16 protein-coding genes are annotated in these 16,056 nt (G+C 66.7%); 8 read left to right on the forward strand and 8 right to left on the reverse strand.

Annotation, left to right across the window (positions count from 1 at the left end):
• Positions 1 to 39 precede the first annotated feature (39 nt).
• Entirely contained in the window at positions 40 to 954 is a 915-nt protein-coding gene (gene yedA / locus ACQKIE_RS14135; RefSeq protein WP_427460150.1) for a drug/metabolite exporter YedA, read from the forward strand.
• A gap of 188 nt (positions 955 to 1,142) precedes the next feature.
• Entirely contained in the window at positions 1,143 to 1,349 is a 207-nt protein-coding gene (locus ACQKIE_RS14140; RefSeq protein ID WP_427460152.1) for a hypothetical protein, read from the forward strand.
• Between the two features lie 21 nt (positions 1,350 to 1,370).
• On the opposite strand, the gene ACQKIE_RS14145 is transcribed toward ACQKIE_RS14140, so the two are convergent.
• Positions 1,371 to 2,141: an SDR family NAD(P)-dependent oxidoreductase gene (locus tag ACQKIE_RS14145; RefSeq protein ID WP_427460154.1), complete on the reverse strand. Its 771-nt coding sequence runs from the start codon at positions 2,139 to 2,141 to the stop codon at positions 1,371 to 1,373.
• 158 nt (positions 2,142 to 2,299) lie between these two features.
• Here ACQKIE_RS14145 and ACQKIE_RS14150 point away from each other — a divergent pair, with 158 nt between their 5' ends.
• Positions 2,300 to 2,974 carry an AraC family transcriptional regulator N-terminal domain-containing protein gene (locus tag ACQKIE_RS14150; protein ID WP_427460156.1) on the forward strand — a complete coding sequence of 225 codons (675 nt, stop codon included), beginning with the start codon at positions 2,300 to 2,302 and terminating at the stop codon, positions 2,972 to 2,974.
• A 15-nt stretch (positions 2,975 to 2,989) separates the two neighbouring features.
• Positions 2,990 to 3,262 carry a helix-turn-helix domain-containing protein gene (locus tag ACQKIE_RS14155; RefSeq protein ID WP_427460158.1) on the forward strand — a complete coding sequence of 91 codons (273 nt, stop codon included), beginning with the start codon at positions 2,990 to 2,992 and terminating at the stop codon, positions 3,260 to 3,262.
• Here the strand turns inward: ACQKIE_RS14155 and ACQKIE_RS14160 are convergent.
• The 4 genes from ACQKIE_RS14160 to ACQKIE_RS14175 are packed head-to-tail and all read right to left on the reverse strand — an operon-like array spanning position 3,192 to position 7,669.
• A complete protein-coding gene (locus tag ACQKIE_RS14160) occupies positions 3,192 to 4,514 on the reverse strand; it encodes an ABC transporter permease (RefSeq protein WP_427460160.1) in 1,323 nt (440 codons plus the stop codon). The two genes, ACQKIE_RS14155 and ACQKIE_RS14160, sit on opposite strands and share 71 nt — an antisense overlap.
• An 11-nt stretch (positions 4,515 to 4,525) precedes the next feature.
• Positions 4,526 to 5,692 (reverse strand): ABC transporter permease, encoded by a 1,167-nt coding sequence (locus ACQKIE_RS14165; RefSeq protein ID WP_427460161.1) that lies wholly within the window; start codon positions 5,690 to 5,692, stop codon positions 4,526 to 4,528.
• A gap of 16 nt (positions 5,693 to 5,708) precedes the next feature.
• Complete coding sequence (locus ACQKIE_RS14170; protein WP_427460163.1) at positions 5,709 to 6,395, reverse strand: ABC transporter ATP-binding protein; 687 nt, start codon at positions 6,393 to 6,395, stop codon at positions 5,709 to 5,711.
• Positions 6,396 to 6,415: 20 nt separating this feature from the next.
• Entirely contained in the window at positions 6,416 to 7,669 is a 1,254-nt protein-coding gene (locus tag ACQKIE_RS14175) for an efflux RND transporter periplasmic adaptor subunit (RefSeq protein ID WP_427460165.1), read from the reverse strand.
• Positions 7,670 to 7,784: 115 nt separating this feature from the next.
• On the opposite strand from ACQKIE_RS14175, the gene ACQKIE_RS14180 reads away from it, so the two are divergent.
• The 3 genes from ACQKIE_RS14180 (at position 7,785) to ACQKIE_RS14190 (ending at position 10,496) form a co-directional block, all read left to right on the forward strand.
• Positions 7,785 to 8,471, forward strand: coding sequence for a fumarylacetoacetate hydrolase family protein (locus tag ACQKIE_RS14180; RefSeq protein WP_427460167.1), 687 nt, complete (start codon positions 7,785 to 7,787; stop codon positions 8,469 to 8,471).
• A 70-nt stretch (positions 8,472 to 8,541) separates the two neighbouring features.
• Positions 8,542 to 8,952, forward strand: coding sequence for a large-conductance mechanosensitive channel protein MscL (gene mscL / locus ACQKIE_RS14185; RefSeq protein ID WP_427460169.1), 411 nt, complete (start codon positions 8,542 to 8,544; stop codon positions 8,950 to 8,952).
• A gap of 101 nt (positions 8,953 to 9,053) precedes the next feature.
• Complete coding sequence (locus ACQKIE_RS14190) at positions 9,054 to 10,496, forward strand: M20/M25/M40 family metallo-hydrolase (RefSeq protein WP_427460171.1); 1,443 nt, start codon at positions 9,054 to 9,056, stop codon at positions 10,494 to 10,496.
• A 154-nt stretch (positions 10,497 to 10,650) separates the two neighbouring features.
• Here the strand turns inward: ACQKIE_RS14190 and ACQKIE_RS14195 are convergent, their stop codons facing one another.
• The 3 genes from ACQKIE_RS14195 to ACQKIE_RS14205 form a co-directional block, all read right to left on the reverse strand.
• The gene (locus ACQKIE_RS14195) at positions 10,651 to 13,752 is read right to left on the reverse strand and encodes an efflux RND transporter permease subunit (protein ID WP_427460173.1); all 3,102 of its coding nucleotides are present in this window, start codon (positions 13,750 to 13,752) and stop codon (positions 10,651 to 10,653) included.
• Positions 13,753 to 13,762: 10 nt separating this feature from the next.
• The gene (locus ACQKIE_RS14200; protein ID WP_427460175.1) at positions 13,763 to 14,896 is read right to left on the reverse strand and encodes an efflux RND transporter periplasmic adaptor subunit; all 1,134 of its coding nucleotides are present in this window, start codon (positions 14,894 to 14,896) and stop codon (positions 13,763 to 13,765) included.
• A gap of 117 nt (positions 14,897 to 15,013) precedes the next feature.
• Complete coding sequence (locus tag ACQKIE_RS14205; protein ID WP_427460177.1) at positions 15,014 to 15,472, reverse strand: MarR family winged helix-turn-helix transcriptional regulator; 459 nt, start codon at positions 15,470 to 15,472, stop codon at positions 15,014 to 15,016.
• 74 nt (positions 15,473 to 15,546) lie between these two features.
• Between ACQKIE_RS14205 and ACQKIE_RS14210 the strand changes: the two genes are divergently transcribed.
• The gene (locus tag ACQKIE_RS14210; RefSeq protein WP_427460179.1) at positions 15,547 to 16,053 is read left to right on the forward strand and encodes an O-acetyl-ADP-ribose deacetylase; all 507 of its coding nucleotides are present in this window, start codon (positions 15,547 to 15,549) and stop codon (positions 16,051 to 16,053) included.
• Positions 16,054 to 16,056: the final 3 nt, after the last annotated feature.

The raw sequence follows: 16,056 nt of genomic DNA on the forward strand, positions 1-16,056 counted from the left end.
GCGGCAACGATATCTTGCGGCATTCCGCCGGATCCCCGTATGTCAGACGCCGCCTGTACGAACCAAGCCCCCGCTTCCGTCGCCACCGATCCGCGCTGGATGGTGCCGTTGTCCCTGTTCGCCCTGTACGTGATCTGGGGCTCCACCTACCTGGCCATCCGCTACGCGCTGGTGAGCTACCCGCCCTTCACGCTGGCCGCGATCCGCTTCGCCGTCGCGGGCGTGCTGCTCTTCGCCGTGCTACGGGTGCGTGGCGAAGCCCTGCCCACGGCGCGGCAGTGGAAGAACGCGGCGATCGTGGGCACGCTGCTCCTCGCCGGCGGTAACGGGCTCGTCTGTTTCGCCGAGCAATCGGTCGGCTCGGGCATCGCCGCCGTGGCGGTGGCGAGCATGCCTTTGTTCGCCGCCGTCTTCGGCGGCATCTATGGCGAGTGGCCCACGCGCCGGGAAACATCCGGCCTCCTGCTCGGCTTCGTCGGCGTGATCGTGCTCAATCTCGGCACGGGCCTGTCGGGGGCTCCGCTGGGCGCCATCGCGCTGATCGTCGCGGCGATGTCGTGGGCCTTCGGCTCCGTGTGGTCCAAGCGGCAAGACATGCCCAAGGGGCCGATGAACACCGCCGCGCAGATGCTCTGCGCCAGCGTCTCGCTGGCGATCATCGCCCTGCTGCACGGCGAGCGCATCCCCGCCCATCCGGAAGTGGGTGCCACCATGGCGCTCGCCTACCTCGTGGTCTTCGGCTCGATCATCGCGTTCAGCGCGTACCTCTACGTGTTGAAGACGGTGCGACCCGCCCTCGCCACCAGCTACGCGTACGTCAACCCGCCGGTGGCCGTGCTGTTCGGCGTGGCGCTCGCGGGGGAGCATGTCGGCGCCTTCGACCTCGCCGGCATGGCGATCATCCTCCTCGGCGTCGGGATCATCACGATGATGCGGGTGCGCAAGGCGCACTGAGTCGGTACGGCGGATATGTGACGGGCGTCGCAACCTCCAACCGTGCCGACGCTTTTTCAGAATTATTCGATGTCCGTCATTCTCACGACTCCCTAGGCTGGCCTGCCTCGTTACGGAGTGAGGCCTTGGCTCGGACCGGATCGATACCTTTCGGCTGCTCGCAAAGCCGTCGCTGGTGGATGGCGCGCATGACCACGGTCTTCGGCGTGGCGATCGCCGCGATCGCATCCTGCCAGCGGTTCCATCCCCACGCGCCGGATCCGCGGGGCCTCGCGCAGGAACTCGCCGATGCGGATGCGTGCCTCGACGGCGGCGGGTCGTGGTCGCTGGATGCCCGCCGATGCGTGCGTCGCGCGGACACCCTCGAAGGCGCGGCGCCATCCTGGCGCGATTGATCCGGCGAACGAACGCGCTCGCTAAAGCAGCATGCCACCCGACACTTCAATGCGCTGGCCATTGACCCATCGGTTCTCGTCCGACAGAAGCGACGCGATCATGGGACCGATGTCGTCCGGCACACCGGCTCGTCCGAGCGCGGTGAAGTCGGCCACCCTCCTGTTCACGTCGGGATTGTCCCGCACCATGCCGCCGCTGAAGTCCGTCTCCACGGCACCCGGCGCGACGCAGTTCGCCGTGATGCCGCGCGATCCCAGCTCCTTGGCCAGGTAGCGCGTGAGCACCTCCACGGCACCCTTCATGGCCGCGTAGGGAGCACTGCCAGGCATCGATACACGGGTAAGGCCACTGGACACCGTCACGATGCGGCCGCCATCGCGCAGCAAGGGAAGCAGCGCCTGGGTCAGGAAGAACACTCCCTTGAAGTGCACCTGGTAGAGCGCGTCCACCTGCGCCTCGGAGGTCTCCGCGATCAGCGCGTGGTGCGAAGTGCCCGCGTTGTGCACGAGGTAATCGAAGCGGTCGGTTCCGAGCTGTTGCAGGGCTTCCTGCAGGCGCTGGGTAAAGCCGGCGAACGCGGCGGTGTCGCCGGTGTCCAGCTGGAGGGCCACGGCCTGCGCACCCTCCGCGGCGGCCATCGCGACGACCGCGTCGGCCTCCGTGCGATTGGTGTGATAAGTGAAGATGCTGGACACGCCACGGCGAGCCAGGTGCTGCACCGTATTGCGGCCCAACCCGCGGCTGCCGCCCGTGATCACCGCGATTCGGCCTTTGGCTTCGGAAGCTTGCATGACGTACTCCTGCTGGATGAGCGTGCAGGTTATGCCTCCGCCTAACCCGGCCGAATGCCGGAAGTGGTCGTCTTCTTGCCTGATCCTGTCGCCCCGCGGCCGCGACCAGCCCGGCAGGATAGGATGCGCACCATCAGCCCCACCTTCGGATGCCCGCCATGTCCCGCCAGCTGCTCGAGGCCATCAAGCGCTACACGGACACCCGCGGAGGCGCTTCGCCGTGGTTCACTGCGATCGACGACGTGGTGATCATGCGGGCCGACTTGCCGCATCGTTCGCAGGTCCTGTTCCGCCCGTCGCTTTGCGTGGTGGCCCAGGGTGCCAAGTGGAGTGCCTTCGGCGACCGGCGCTACGAGTACGGTGCGGGGCAGGCGCTGGTGGTCAGCGTCGAGATGCCCGCGTTCAGCCGTGTGGTGCAGGCCAGTCCCGACGAGCCCTTCCTGGGAGTCGCCATCGGACTGGACCCGAAAGTGCTGGGCCAGTTGATGGAGGAATTGCCGTCACCGGTGCGACCGTCGCCAGGCGTGGCGCGCGGCGTCTTCGTAACCCACTACGACGGGCCGCTTTCGGACTGCGTGCTGCGCCTGGTCCGGCTGCTCGACACGCCGGATGCCATCCCCCATGTGGCACCGCTGATCAAGCGCGAGATCGCCTATTGGCTATTGACGGGGCCGCACGCCGCCGATGTGGCCAAGGTGACGCTCGGCGACCCGGGCACGCGGCGCGTGGTCAGCGCCGTACAGGCGCTTCGCGCCAACTTCGCGGGGCCCATGCGCATCGACGAACTGGCAAGCATCGCGCAGCTGAGCCCATCGTCGTTTCACCGGCACTAGAAGGCGCTCACGTCGATGACGCCACTGCAGTACCAGAAACGGTTGCGGCTGCTGGAAGCGCGGCATCTGCTCGTGGCGGGGCAAGCCAATGCTGAAACCGCGGCCTACCGCGTCGGATACGAAAGCCCTTCCCAGTTCAGCCGCGAGTATGCGCGCATGTTCGGGTCGCCACCGCGCCGGGATGCGGTGGCGATCCGGAGCGGTGACGACCCTGCGATCACAACTCCCGCAGTGCCGTCGTCACCGGCACCCGCGCCGCACGCAGTGCGGGGAACAATCCGCCGATGAAACCGATGGCGAGCGCCCACTTGATGCCGGTCCATAGCAACGCTGCGCTCACGTGGAAGCGGAAGACCACCTGACTGAAGTTCGCGCCCAGTGTGGAAGCGGTGTAGCCGTTGAAGACGATCCACACGATGCCTGCGCCTATGATGCCTCCCAATAGCGCAAGCAACATCGTCTCGAGCATCACCGACACCACCACGGGCACGCCGCGGAAGCCGATCGCGCGCAACGTGGCGATCTCGCGCGCACGGGCCTGGATGGCTGCGAACATCGTGTTGAGCGCACCGAACACGGCACCGATCGCCATGATGATGCCGACGGTGATGCCCACCGCGCGCAGCACCTTGGTCAGCCCTTCGGACTGCTTGCCGAAGTATTCGCGCGTGGTCGTCACGTCCACCTTCAGGCGCGGGTCCGCGGCGAGGCTGGCCTTGAACGTGTCGAATGCCTTGGGCGAATCGAGCAGTACCGTCACCGACTGCACGCTGCTGCCGCGACGATAGGCCGAGGCGACGCTTTGCGTGTCGCCCCACAGTTCCGACTCGAGCGCGTCGTTCGAGGCGAACGCGCCGACCACCGTCCACGTCTGGCCCGCCAGGCGGATGCTCTTGCCGACGTCGAGGCCCTCGAACTGCGCTTTCGCACCCGTGCCGACGATCAGCTCGCGCAAGCCAGGCTTGAACCTGCGTCCCTCGACGATCTTCACCTGGTCGCGCAGCGACCATACGTCCTCGCTCACACCACGGATAGGCACGTTCGAATCGCTGTTCGGATCGCCCTTGCGCGGCAGGTTGGCCACGACCACCAGTTCGCCCGACGCGATCGGCTTGCCCTGTGCATCCTTCTTCACGCCCGGCGCCTGGATCACGACGTTGGCACTGTCGCGGTCGAGGATGGAATTGAGCTCCGCCTGCGAGCCGCCGCGCAGCACGATGGCCGTGTGATCGTTGCCGGTGGATCGCAGCGTGTCGGCGAAGCCTTCACTCATGGCGAGCATCGCCACCAGCACGCCCACGACGCCGGCGATGCCGACGACGACCACCGATGAGGACCCCAGCCGTTGCGTGACCGTCGCGAGGCCGACCTTCGTGACCTCCCATGTTTGCCGCCCACGCCGCGTGAACGCCATCCAGAGGGCCAGCACGACGGCGAGGGCGACGATGCCGGGCCACGGCAACACGATCCAGATGGCCAGGAAGATCGCCACGATCAGCAGGGTGAGCAGACGGGCGCCGAACTTCTTCGCGAATTTCATCGTATGTCTCCTCAGCGACCGGCGAGCGCGTCGACGATGTTCAGGCGCATGGCGCGGATGGCGGGCAACGCACCGACGAGCGCACCGATGACCAGCATCAGCACGATGCCCAGGATCCAGGTCTGCATGCCGATGGGTGGCAGGTTGAGCATGCCGCCACTGCCCTTGGCGACGATCGGCACGATAACGCCCGCGAGCGCCAGCCCGAGCACGCCACCCAGCAGGAGCAGGAGCACGCCTTCCGCGAGCACCATCCCGAGGACGCTGCGACTGGAAAAGCCGATGGTTTTCAGCACGGCCAGTTCGCTGGTTCGCTCGCGCACCGCCTGCGCCATGGTGTTTCCCGTGAGCAGGATCAGGGTGAAGAACACGGCACCCATGATGGCCGAGACGATGAGGCCGATATTGCCCAGCTGCTTCGCAAAGGAGGCGTTGAACGCCTGCTCGGTCTGCGTCTTGGTCTCGTGGTCGGAGTTGGCCGACAGCGCGTCGATCGCCTTCGCCACCGCGTCCGCCTTGTCGGCGGAGGTCAGCTGCACGACATACCAGCCCACGGTGGTGCCCACGCTTTGAAAGGCGTTGGCGTCCTCGAAATACTTGTGGTGGAAGAAGAACTGCTGGTCGGTGCCGTTCGCCGCGCCCTTCGCCGGCGTGTAGATGCCGACGAGGTCGAAGGGCCAGGTCTTGTCGCCATTGCGCTGCGGGAAGATCGTCGACTGCAGCGGAATCTTGTCGCCAACCTTCCAGCCGAAGCGCTTCGCCAACGCCTCGCCCACGATCGCGCCCGTGCGGGTGTTCTCGAACGCCTTGCGTTGCTCGGGCGGCAGGATGATCTCGTGGTAGATGTCGAGGTAGTTGTCGCTTACCGCGAAGCTGAGCACGAAGTTCTTCGGATCCTGGTAGATGCCGCCGAACCAGTTGGCGTAGCCCACGGCCTTGACGCCCGGCACCGCCTGCATGCGCGTCGAGAGACTCGCGGGAAGCGACTGGATGATGGAATAGCGGGACGCCGTCAGGAGGCGGTCGACGCCGATCACGCTACCTCCCGAAGAGAACGCGGCGCGGGTGGCGTCGAGCATGCCGAACAGCAGGAAGGCGGCGAGGATCGACACGAGGGTGAAGAACGTGCGTGCCTTGCGCCGGAACAGCGCGGCCCAGATGAGGTGCAGGTATTTCATGCCGGCATCCTCCGGGTCAGGCCGCGGTCTGCTCGACGAGGGTGCCCTTGTCGAGGTGCAGCGTGTGGTTGGCGTATTCCGCGGCCTTGGGATCGTGGGTCACCATCACGATCGTCTTGCCGTGTTCGCGATTGAGTTCGCGCAACAGGCCGAGGATTTCCTCTGCCGACTGGCGGTCGAGGTCGCCGGTCGGTTCGTCGCAGACCAGCAGCGTCGGATCGGAGACGATCGCGCGGGCGATCGCCACTCGCTGCTGCTGCCCGCCCGACAGTTCCGACGGTTTGTGCGAGGCGCGGTCGGCAAGACCCACCAGTTGCAACGCGATCGACGCGTTCTGCTTGCGCTGCGCTCCGGAGAGCTTCGTCAGCAGCAACGGCAGCTCGACGTTGCGCTGGGCGCTGAGCATCGGCATGAGGTTGTAGAACTGGAACACGAAGCCGACGTGCGCGGCGCGCCATTTCGCCAGCGCACCGGCGCCGAGTTGGTCAATGCGGTCGCCACCTACCGTAATGCTGCCGCCGGAGGGTGTGTCGAGGCCGCCGATGAGGTTCAGCAAGGTGGTCTTGCCGGAGCCCGACGGGCCCATCAGCGCGAGGAAGTCGCCTTCCTCGATCTTGAGGTCGACGCCGTGCAGCACTTCGACCTTCTGCCGTCCGCGCTCGTAGACCTTCGAAAGATCCTGGATGTCGATCAAGGTGGCCATTGCTATGTCTCCGTGCGTTGTCAGGGCGTCGTGGTGGCGGTGCGGACGGCGGTGCCGTCGGCAAGGTCGTCGGGTGGCGAAACGATCACGGTGTCGCCGGCGGCAACGCCGTCGGTGACGAGGCGCAGGTCGCCGTTGGCCTGTTTCGCCGCGGTGACAGGGCGTCGCGCGGCCTTGCCGTCGGCGACGGTGTAGACGATGTCGCGATCGTCACGACGCACAACGGCCGCCGCGGGGACCATGACGCCCTTTGGCGCGCTTGTCTGGGTGGGCGCGCGCCGATCGAGGAAGGACACGCGCACACCCATGTCGGGAACAATGCGGGCATCCTTTTGCTCCAGCGCCACACGGACCTTCACCGTGGCCTTGCCACGATCGGCGGCGGGCACGATGGCGATGACGTGCGCAGGGATACGCCACTCGGGATACGCATGGAGGACGGCTTCGGCGGGCATGTCCGGCTGCACGCGACCGATATAGGCCTCGTTGACGTCGACATCGATCTCCAGCGAGTCCATGTCCACGATGGTGCCCACGCCGGTACGGGTGAAGCCGCCACCGGCCGAGAGCGGCGAGACGATCTCACCCACCTGCGCCGCCTTATCGGTGATCACGCCGTCGAAGGGCGCACGGACCACCGTGTATTCGAGGTTGACCTGCCCGACACCCACCTGGGCGTCGGCGGCATCGGCCTGGCGGCGCGCCGTGTTGAGTTGCGCACGCAGCGTGTTCGCCTGCGTGCGCGTCTGCTCGGCGAGCTGGCGGGAGACCAGGCCGCGGCCGACCAGCGCTTCCTGCCGGTCCGCGTCGCGGCGCGCCTGTTGGAGCTGCGCTTCGCTCTGCATGACGTTCGCATGCGCCGCCGCCGCGTTGGCGCGCGCCGAATCCAGGCTGGCCCGGAGCGCGTTGTCTTCGAGCCGCGCCAGCACCTGGCCTTTCTTCACCCGGTCTCCTTCCTCGATGAGGACCTCGACCAGGCTGCCGGTGATCTGCGCCGACACCGTGGCCTGGCGCCGGGCCGTGACGTAACCGGTGGCTTGCAGGACCGCACCCGCCTCGCTGGCGGCACTGGGGGCGACGGCCGTGGCGGTGCGGACTTCGACGGGACGCCGGGCCAGGAAGGCCCACGCACCACCCGCCACGATCAGGACGACCACCAGCAGGGCCGCCGCGATCAGCGCGGTGCGTCCGCCGGAACCTCCCCCACCCCCGTGTCCTTCCTTGTGCGACTTGTCGATCTTCAGCTGCCGGAGCAGCTCGGTGTTCGAATTCATCTTCCCTATTCCCCATGCGACTGCCGCAGCAAGATCATGCGGCCCGCGCGGACCGTGCACCACTTTTAGCCATCAGTCATCTGCCGTGACAGGTGTCACCTGATACGCTTGGCGGATGAATACCGTCATCCCTTCGCCGGCCCAGCCGAGCATCCCCGTCATGGGGCGCAGCGAGCGCTTTCCGGTCCGCCGTGTCTTCTGCATCGGGCGCAATTACGCCGATCACGCTCGTGAAATGGGCGCCTCGGTGGACAAAGCGAACCCGATGTTCTTCACCAAGCCGGCCGATGCCATCGTGACCGATGGCGCCGATGTCCCCTACCCGACCGCCACCACCGACCTGCACCACGAGGTGGAGATGGTTGTCGCCCTGGGTGCCGGTGGCTCGAACCTCTCCGTCGAGGACGCCGCGAAGATCGTCTGGGGCTACGGCGTGGGCCTGGACCTCACCCGCCGGGACCTGCAGGCGCAGGCGAAGGCCAAGGGCGCACCCTGGGACGTGGCCAAGGCATTCGACCATTCCGCACCCGTTTCGGCCCTGGTGCCGGCCAGCGAAGCCGTGCCGACGGCAGCAACCCGTATCGCACTCGAGGTCAACGGCGAAGTGCGCCAGCAGGCCACGCTTGCCGACATGGTGCTGGACGTGCCGGAAATCCTCAGTGCGTTGTCGCGCCTGTTCGAACTGAAGGCGGGTGATATCGTGTACACCGGCACGCCGGCGGGCGTGGCTGCGCTACAGCGGGGTGACCGCTTCCGCGCCACGCTCGAAGGCATCGCCACGCTCGAGGGGCGCGTGGCCTGACTTCGCGACGTGCCGACATAAGGATCGTTAGCTTCCATCGTTCGCTGCCATGCCATGAGGAGAAGGGCCGATGAGCTTCATCGCGGAATTCAAGAAATTCGCGCTGCGCGGTAACGTGGTCGACCTCGCCGTCGGTGTCGTGATCGGCGCCGCGTTCGGCAAGATCGTCACGTCGCTGGTCGACAACATCATCATGCCGCCGCTCGGCTGGGCCATCGGCGGCATCGACTTCTCCGACTGGAAGTGGGTACTCAAGCCCGGCGACCCCGCCACCAAGACGGCGGAAGTCGCGGTGCAGTACGGCGTCTTCATCAACGTGCTGATCCAGTTCGCCATCGTTGCCTTCGCCATCTTCCTCGTCGTGAAGGCCATCAATCGGCTCACCCACCGCGAAGAGGAGAAACCGGCGGCACCGCCGGCGGACGTGGCCTTGCTGACCGAAATCCGCGACCTGTTGAAGCAGCAGAACCGCACACCGTAAACGTGGATGGCGGCCACTCGCCGCCACCCCCATGACTTCCGGCCTACTTGCCGCTTTTGCCCCGGCGCAATAATCGGTCTTTCCGTCCCCGGGGGTCATACATGCGCCACACGTTCCGTCTGCACGCGCTCGCCGCGTGCCTTGCGCTCGCCTTTTCCGCCCATGCCGCCGACAAGGCCACCACGATTCCGGACAAGGCGGTCGCCGCGGCCACGCAGCTGCGCGACCGCGCGATGAAGGACAACACCGGGTACGAATTCGTCGAAGGCCTGACCACGGAAGTGGGCCCGCGACTGGCCGGCAGCCCCGCCGATGCGCGCGGCGTCGCCTGGACCGTGGCCAAGTTCAAGGCCATGGGCTTCGACAAGGTCTACACCGAGAAGGTGAGCTACCCGCTCTGGGAGCGCCGCAGCGAGCACGCCGAGATCGTCGCGCCGTATCCCCAGCCGCTGGCGCTGACCGCGCTCGGTTATTCGGCAGGCACGCCCAAGGGTGGACTCAGCGCGGAAGTGATCGGCTTCGATGACCTCGACGCGCTGAAGAAGGCGGACCCGGCGAAGATCAAGGGCAAGATCGTCTACGTCAGCACGCACATGCACCAGCAGAAGGACGGCCACGACTACCGCGAGGGCTCCACCACGCGTACCGCCGGTGCCGTGATCGCCGCGAAGTTGGGTGCGGCCGCCTACCTGCTGCGCTCGGCCGGCACCGACCCGCACAGCCGCACGCCGCATACGGGCGTCACCGGCTTCCAGGATCCCAAGGAGGCCATCCCCGCCGCGGCGCTGTCGCTGCCGGACGCCGACCAGCTCGAGCGCATCCTGAAGGAAGGCAAGCCCGTCACGCTGAAGCTGGACCTCGACGTCGGCGTCACCGGCATGTACGAAGGCAGCAACGTCATCGCGGAAGTAACCGGCGCGAAGCATCCCGACCAGGTCGTCGCCATCGGCGGCCACCTCGATTCGTGGGACCTCGGCACCGGCGCGATCGACGATGGCGCCGGCGTGGCGATCGCCGCCGCCGCCGCGAAGCTGATCAAGGACATGCCGCAGCGGCCGGACCGCACCATCCGCGTCATCGCCTTCGCGAACGAGGAGATGGGCCTGTGGGGTGGCCGCGCCTACGCCGAAGCGCATGCGAAGGAGGTCTCCACGTTCCAGCTCGGCACGGAGTCCGATTTCGGCGCGGGTCGCATCTGGCGCATGACCGCTAGCGTGAAGCCGGAAGCGCGCGGCGCGATCGAACAGATCGCGAAAGTGATCGCGCCGATCGGCGTCGCCTACGACGCGACGAAGCCCGGCGGCGGTGGCTCCGACCTCTCGCAGATGCACGCGAAGGGCATGGCCGCGCTGTCGCTCACCCAGGACGGCACGGACTACTTCGACTACCACCACAACGCCAACGACACGCTCGACAAGATCGACCCGAAGGCGCTGGCGCAGAACGTGGCGGTATATGCCACGTTCGCGTACATGGCCGCGCAGGCTAACGGCGATTTCGGCTCGGCGCCCGGTGCCTTCGCGAACGACGGCGCGCACGACTGATCGCGCCTCCCGAGAAACGGGGGAGGCTTGGTGGGAGCCGACCCTGTCGGCGATGGCAAGGCTTGCGCAAGCTCCCATCGCCGACAGGGTCGGCTCCCACCAGGCGAGAAGCAATGTCATCGCAGCATGACGGCCGTCGACGGAACGCTGGCGCTCAATGTGCCGGGTTGGTCTCGAGCTTCTTCGCCGGGGCCAGCCTGTCCTGCAGGCGGTTCATGTAGAGATAGATCACCGGCGTGAGGTAGAGCGTCAGGATCTGCGACACCACCAGGCCACCCACCACGGCAAGGCCCAGGGGGCGCCGGGTTTCCGCGCCCGCGCCAATGCCGAGCGCGATCGGCAACGTGCCCGCGAAGGCCGCCATCGACGTCATCATGATCGGACGAAAACGCACGCGACAGGCTTCGAAGATCGCGTCGAACGGTGCCATGCCTTCCTCGCGCTGACGCTCCAGCGCGAAGTCGATCATCATGATCGCGTTCTTCTTCACGATGCCGACGAGCATGATGATGCCGACGAACGCGAAGAGGTCGAGCGACGCGTTGAAGACGACAAGCGTAAATAGCGCTCCCACCGCCGCGGCCGGCAAGCCGGAAAGGATCGTCAACGGATGGATGAAGCTCTCGTAGAGGATGCCGAGCACGAGGTAGATCACGAAGACGGCCAGCAGCAGGAGCAGGCCCATGCCCTTGACGGAATCCTGGAAGGCCTGCGCCGTGCCTTGCACGCTGCCGCTCAGCGTCGGCGGCAGCTTCATCTCGGTCGTAGCGCGGTCGATGCTTGCCACCGCATCACTGAGTGACACGCCGGGAGCAAGGTTGAACGACACCGTGACAGCGGGTAGCTGGCCCTGGTGGTTCACCGTGAGCACCTGCGGCTTGCGTTGAAAACTGGCGACCGTGTTCAACGGTATGAGCTTGCCGCTGTCGGACGTGACATAGAGCCGCGACAGCACCGCAGGATCGTCCTGCATGCGCCGCTCGACCTGCAGGATCACCCAATACTGCGTGGCCGCCCCATAGATCGTGGAAATCTGGTTCTCACCGAACGCCGTGCCGAGCGCCGTCTGCACCTGGTCCATGGTGAGGCCCAGGGGCGCGAGCTTGTCACGGTTGACGGTGACCACCACGGAGGGACTGTTGAGATCGAGGTCGGTGGTGACGTCCTGGAAACCGGGCAGCTTCTGGAACGCGGTGACGAGCCTGCCCGACCAGTCGTACAGCGCCTGCAGGTCGGTGGACTGCACCGTGTACTGGTATTGCGCCTTGGACTGACGACCGCCGACCTGGATCGCCGGCGGGTTCTGGATATAGGTGCGGATGCCCGGCACCTCGGCGAATTCCCGCCGCAGCGACTGGATGATCTCGTCCGGCGTCGTGTGCCCGCGCTCGTCGCGCGGCTTGAGGCGCAGCAGCAGCGATCCGTTGTTCACGGTCGAACGCGCGCCACCCGCACCCACGCTCGACATGACGGCCTCGATGTTCGGGTCCTTCCTCGCGATATCGGCCAGCGCCTGCTGCCGGGCCGACATCGCGGCGAAGGAAATATCGGTCGGGCCTTCCGTGGTCACACGCAACTGGCCGCTGTCCCCGGCGGGAATGAAGTCCTTCGGCGTGATGACGAACAAGACGCCCGTGGCGACGAGGCTGAGCGCGAAGACGCCGAGGACGGTGCGCGGGTGTCGCATGCCCCAGCCGAGCGATTGCGTATAGCCGCGCGTCACGGCGCCGAATCCGCGATCGAACCAGGCCACGACAAAACTACGCTTGTCGTGGGCATGCGCCTTGACGAAGCGGCTGCACAGCATCGGCGTCAGGGTGATCGAAACGAAACCGGAGATCAGGATCGACACGCTGATGACCACGGCGAACTCGTGGAACAGGCGGCCGACGATGCCGCCCATGAACATCACCGGGATGAACACCGCGACGAGTGACAGCGTCATCGAGAAGATCGTGAAACCGATCTCCCCCGCGCCCTTCACGGCCGCGTCGAACGGCGCCTCGCCCGCCTCGATATGGCGCATGATGTTTTCCAGCATCACGATGGCGTCGTCGACGACGAAGCCGACGGCGAGCGTCAGCGCCAGCAGCGATAGGTTATCGAGACTGTAGCCGAGGGCGAACATGGCACCGAAGGTGCCGAGCACCGAGATGGGCAACGCCACGGCGGGAATGAGCGTGGCCGACGCATTGCCCAGGAACAGGTAGATCACCAGCACAACGAGGACGCCGGCGAGCAACAAGGTGAACTGGACGTCGTGCACCGATTCCCGGATCGACTCGGAACGGTCGTACATGACGTTGAGCTTCACCGACGGGGGCAGCGTCTGCGTGAACCCCGGCAGCAAGGCGAGGATGTTGTCGACCGTCTCGACCGTATTGGCGCCCGGCTGGCGCTGGATGGCCAGGGTGATGGAACGCCCGCCGTTGAACCAGCTCGCCTTCTGGTCGTCCTGCACGCTATCGCGCGGCGTGGCGATGTCGGAGAGCCGAACGGGTGCCCCATTGCGATACGCGACGACCACCTGACCGTAATCCGCAGCGCGCATCAACTGGCCGTCCGAGCGGATCGAGAGCAGCTGCCGCTGGCCGTTGAGCGACCCGGTGGCCTTGTTCACGTTGGCGGCGGCGATGGCGTCGCGCATCTTGTCCACGCCGATGCCCGTGGCGGCCAGCCGGTCGGGATCGACGGCGATGCGCACGGCGTATTTCTGCGAGCCGTAGACGTTCACCTGGGCCACGCCGTCGACCATCGACAGGCGCTGGGCCAGTTCCGTCTCCGCGAAGTCGTCCACGGTGGAGAGCGGCAGCGTCGACGACTGCATGGTGAGGTAGAGGATCGGTGCGTCGGCCGGATTCACCTTGCGATACGTCGGCGGCGTGGGCATCTCGCGGGGCAACTGGCGCGTCGCGGCGGAGATGGCCGCCTGCACGTCCTGCGCGGCACCGTCGATGCTGCGGTCGAGGGCGAAGGTGACGGTGATGGCCGTCGAGCCCAGCGAGCTGGACGAGGTCATCGAGTCGATGCCGGCGATGGTCGACAGCTGCGCTTCCAGCGGCGTGGCGACCGACGAGGCCATCGTCTCCGGCGAGGCGCCTGGGAGACTGGCACTGATGTTGATGGTCGGGAAGTCGACGTTCGGCAGCTCGTTGACCGGCAGTTTCGGGTACGCCGCGATGCCGAAGATCACCAGCGCCGCCATCAGCAGCGTGGTCATCACGGGCCGACGGATGCAGAGTTCCGGCAGGTTCATGGGCGCGCCCTCAGCCCTTGTCGATGCGCACGCGGGCGCCGTCGACGAGCAGCATCTGGCCTTCGGTGACGACGCGCTCGCCGGCCTGCAGGCCCTTATCCACGACCACGCGGTTCGCGGTGGTCGCACCGGTGCTTACCGTGCGCTGCTCGACCGTGCCGTCCGCCTTCACCACGAAGACGAAGGTTCCGGCGGTCGAGCTTTGCAGGGCGACGACGGGAATGCTGATCGCATCGGAAAGTCGTGTCGTCGGCAGCGTCACCTCCGCGAACTGGCCCGGCGTCAGGCGGCCGTCGGCGTTGGCGAAGCGGCCCTTGAGGACGATCGTGCCCGTGGTGGCGTCCACCGCGTTGTCGATGAATTCCAGCTCGCCCTTCAGCGGACCGCCATCGTCGCCGGGAATCTTCGCCTGCACGGGGACGGGCCCACGGCGCAGGCTGTTGCGCACGGCCGAGAGGCTGTCTTCGGGAATGGAGAAGGCCACCCGGATCGGATCGATCTCGTTGAGCACCACAATGTCGGTCGTGTCCGCGCTGAGCGTGGCGCCCGGATAGGCGAGCGGCGCGCCGGTCACGCCGTCGAAGGGCGCGACGATGGTGGTGAAGTCCAGTTGGGTCTTCGCCGCGCGCGCGGCGGCTCGGTCGCTTTCCAGGGCCGCGCGAGCCACGCCGAGGTTGGCCTTGTAGAGGTCGAAGTCGGCCCGGCTCACGAAGCCTTTGCCGAGCATGTTCTGGTAGCGCGCCTGGTCGGCCTCGGCCTTCGCCAGCTGCGCCTGGTCGCGCGCGACGTTGCCCATGGCTTCGTCGTACGCGGCCTGGAGTGGACGCGGATCGACCTTGGCGAGCAGGTCGCCTTTCTTCACGTGGGTACCGGGCGTGAAGGCCAGTGTTTCCAGTTGGCCGTCGACGCGGGAACGGACATTCACCGTGGAATAGGCTTCGGCCCTCCCGATCACCTTGAGCGACAGGTCGATCTCACCGCGCGTCGCCACGGCCGTGGTCACGGGCACGCCCGCGTCCTGGGCTTTGCCGGGTGCACGCGTCGCCTTGCCGCCCGCCTCATGCCGCCACAGGCCGAAAACGACAGCCACGACAGCCAGGAGGCCGACGATAAGGAGGAGTTTCTTCCCGGGGGATCGCTGCATGTGGGGCTCCGGCCGAATCCTTGGGGTTCGGTCGCCACGCTGGGGAGGCGCGGGCTGGTTTCAGGGACGGTTATCCGTAGAAGCTAACGCGCATGCCGGCGATCGGTTGACTGGGGTTCAGCTTTCCTCGACGGGCCCGTCCAGCCCCTGGAGGTTTTCCTTCATGCGGTCCAGCACGGCAAGCATGGTCTGCAGGTCGCCCGTCGAGATGCCCTGGGTGGCGTCCCGACGCAAGCCACGGGCGATCTCCTCCATGTCGTCGATGATCCCGCGCGCCTGGTCGGTATCGTGCAGGCGCCAGGCCCGGCGGTCCTTCGGGTCGGCACGGCGCTCGACGAACCCTGCCGTCTGCAAGCGATCGATCACGCGGCCCACGGCGATGGGCTCCATGTCGAGCTGCTCCGCCAGTTCGTTCTGGCGCATGCCGGGCCGGCGGTGGAGCGCTTTGAGGGCGCGCCATTGGGCACGCGTCAGTCCGAACCGCACGGCCCGTCGATCGAAGTGCTTGCGGAAGAGCAAGGTCACGTCGTTGATGAGGTATGCGAACGAGATATCTTCGACTTTGAGTTCGGCCATGGCCTTCGGTGGATCGCTGGTATGTCGGGACCATCCTAGCCAAATGCCGCGTGGCCGTCACAAGGAGTTTTCCTATGAATTTCCAAGTGCTCGAAGCGGATATCACCACGCTCCGCGTCGATGCGATCGTGAACGCCGCGAACGAATCGCTCCTGGGTGGCGGCGGCGTCGACGGCGCCATCCATCGCGCGGCCGGACCGGCCCTGCTGGCCGCTTGCCGCGGCCTGCCGGAAGTGCGCAGGAATGTCCGCTGTCCGACGGGTGAGGCACGCGTCACCCCTGGTTTCGACCTGCCTGCGCGCTGGGTGATCCACACCGTCGGCCCGGTCTGGCAGGGCGGGCACCATGGCGAGCCGGACCTCCTCGCCGCGTGCTATACGAATTGCCTCAAACTCGCTCGTGAGAAGGGTGTCGAATCGATCGCCTTTCCCGCGATCAGCGCCGGGGTCTACGGCTACCCGCCGGATGCGGCGGCGGCGGTCGCCGTCGGTACGATGAGTGCCGCCCCATGGCGACCGGAACGGGTCGTTTTCTGCACTTTCGGCAGCGCGATGACGCGCATCTACGAGGGCCTCATGTAAAGG

Source organism: Luteibacter sp. NPDC031894 (genome assembly GCF_050273135.1).
GTDB lineage: Bacteria > Pseudomonadota > Gammaproteobacteria > Xanthomonadales > Rhodanobacteraceae > Luteibacter.

Bases quoted from the DNA above. Each gene is read 5' to 3' on its own strand.
- yedA (WP_427460150.1), top strand. From the start codon at position 40: ATGTCAGACGCCGCCTGTACGAACCAAGCCCCCGCTTCCGTCGCCACC.
- ACQKIE_RS14140 (WP_427460152.1), top strand. From the start codon at position 1,143: ATGACCACGGTCTTCGGCGTGGCGATCGCCGCGATCGCATCCTGCCAG.
- ACQKIE_RS14145 (WP_427460154.1), bottom strand. From the start codon at position 2,141: ATGCAAGCTTCCGAAGCCAAAGGCCGAATCGCGGTGATCACGGGCGGC.
- ACQKIE_RS14150 (WP_427460156.1), top strand. From the start codon at position 2,300: ATGTCCCGCCAGCTGCTCGAGGCCATCAAGCGCTACACGGACACCCGC.
- ACQKIE_RS14155 (WP_427460158.1), top strand. From the start codon at position 2,990: ATGACGCCACTGCAGTACCAGAAACGGTTGCGGCTGCTGGAAGCGCGG.
- ACQKIE_RS14160 (WP_427460160.1), bottom strand. From the start codon at position 4,514: ATGAAATTCGCGAAGAAGTTCGGCGCCCGTCTGCTCACCCTGCTGATC.
- ACQKIE_RS14165 (WP_427460161.1), bottom strand. From the start codon at position 5,692: ATGAAATACCTGCACCTCATCTGGGCCGCGCTGTTCCGGCGCAAGGCA.
- ACQKIE_RS14170 (WP_427460163.1), bottom strand. From the start codon at position 6,395: ATGGCCACCTTGATCGACATCCAGGATCTTTCGAAGGTCTACGAGCGC.
- ACQKIE_RS14175 (WP_427460165.1), bottom strand. From the start codon at position 7,669: ATGAATTCGAACACCGAGCTGCTCCGGCAGCTGAAGATCGACAAGTCG.
- ACQKIE_RS14180 (WP_427460167.1), top strand. From the start codon at position 7,785: ATGAATACCGTCATCCCTTCGCCGGCCCAGCCGAGCATCCCCGTCATG.
- mscL (WP_427460169.1), top strand. From the start codon at position 8,542: ATGAGCTTCATCGCGGAATTCAAGAAATTCGCGCTGCGCGGTAACGTG.
- ACQKIE_RS14190 (WP_427460171.1), top strand. From the start codon at position 9,054: ATGCGCCACACGTTCCGTCTGCACGCGCTCGCCGCGTGCCTTGCGCTC.
- ACQKIE_RS14195 (WP_427460173.1), bottom strand. From the start codon at position 13,752: ATGAACCTGCCGGAACTCTGCATCCGTCGGCCCGTGATGACCACGCTG.
- ACQKIE_RS14200 (WP_427460175.1), bottom strand. From the start codon at position 14,896: ATGCAGCGATCCCCCGGGAAGAAACTCCTCCTTATCGTCGGCCTCCTG.
- ACQKIE_RS14205 (WP_427460177.1), bottom strand. From the start codon at position 15,472: ATGGCCGAACTCAAAGTCGAAGATATCTCGTTCGCATACCTCATCAAC.
- ACQKIE_RS14210 (WP_427460179.1), top strand. From the start codon at position 15,547: ATGAATTTCCAAGTGCTCGAAGCGGATATCACCACGCTCCGCGTCGAT.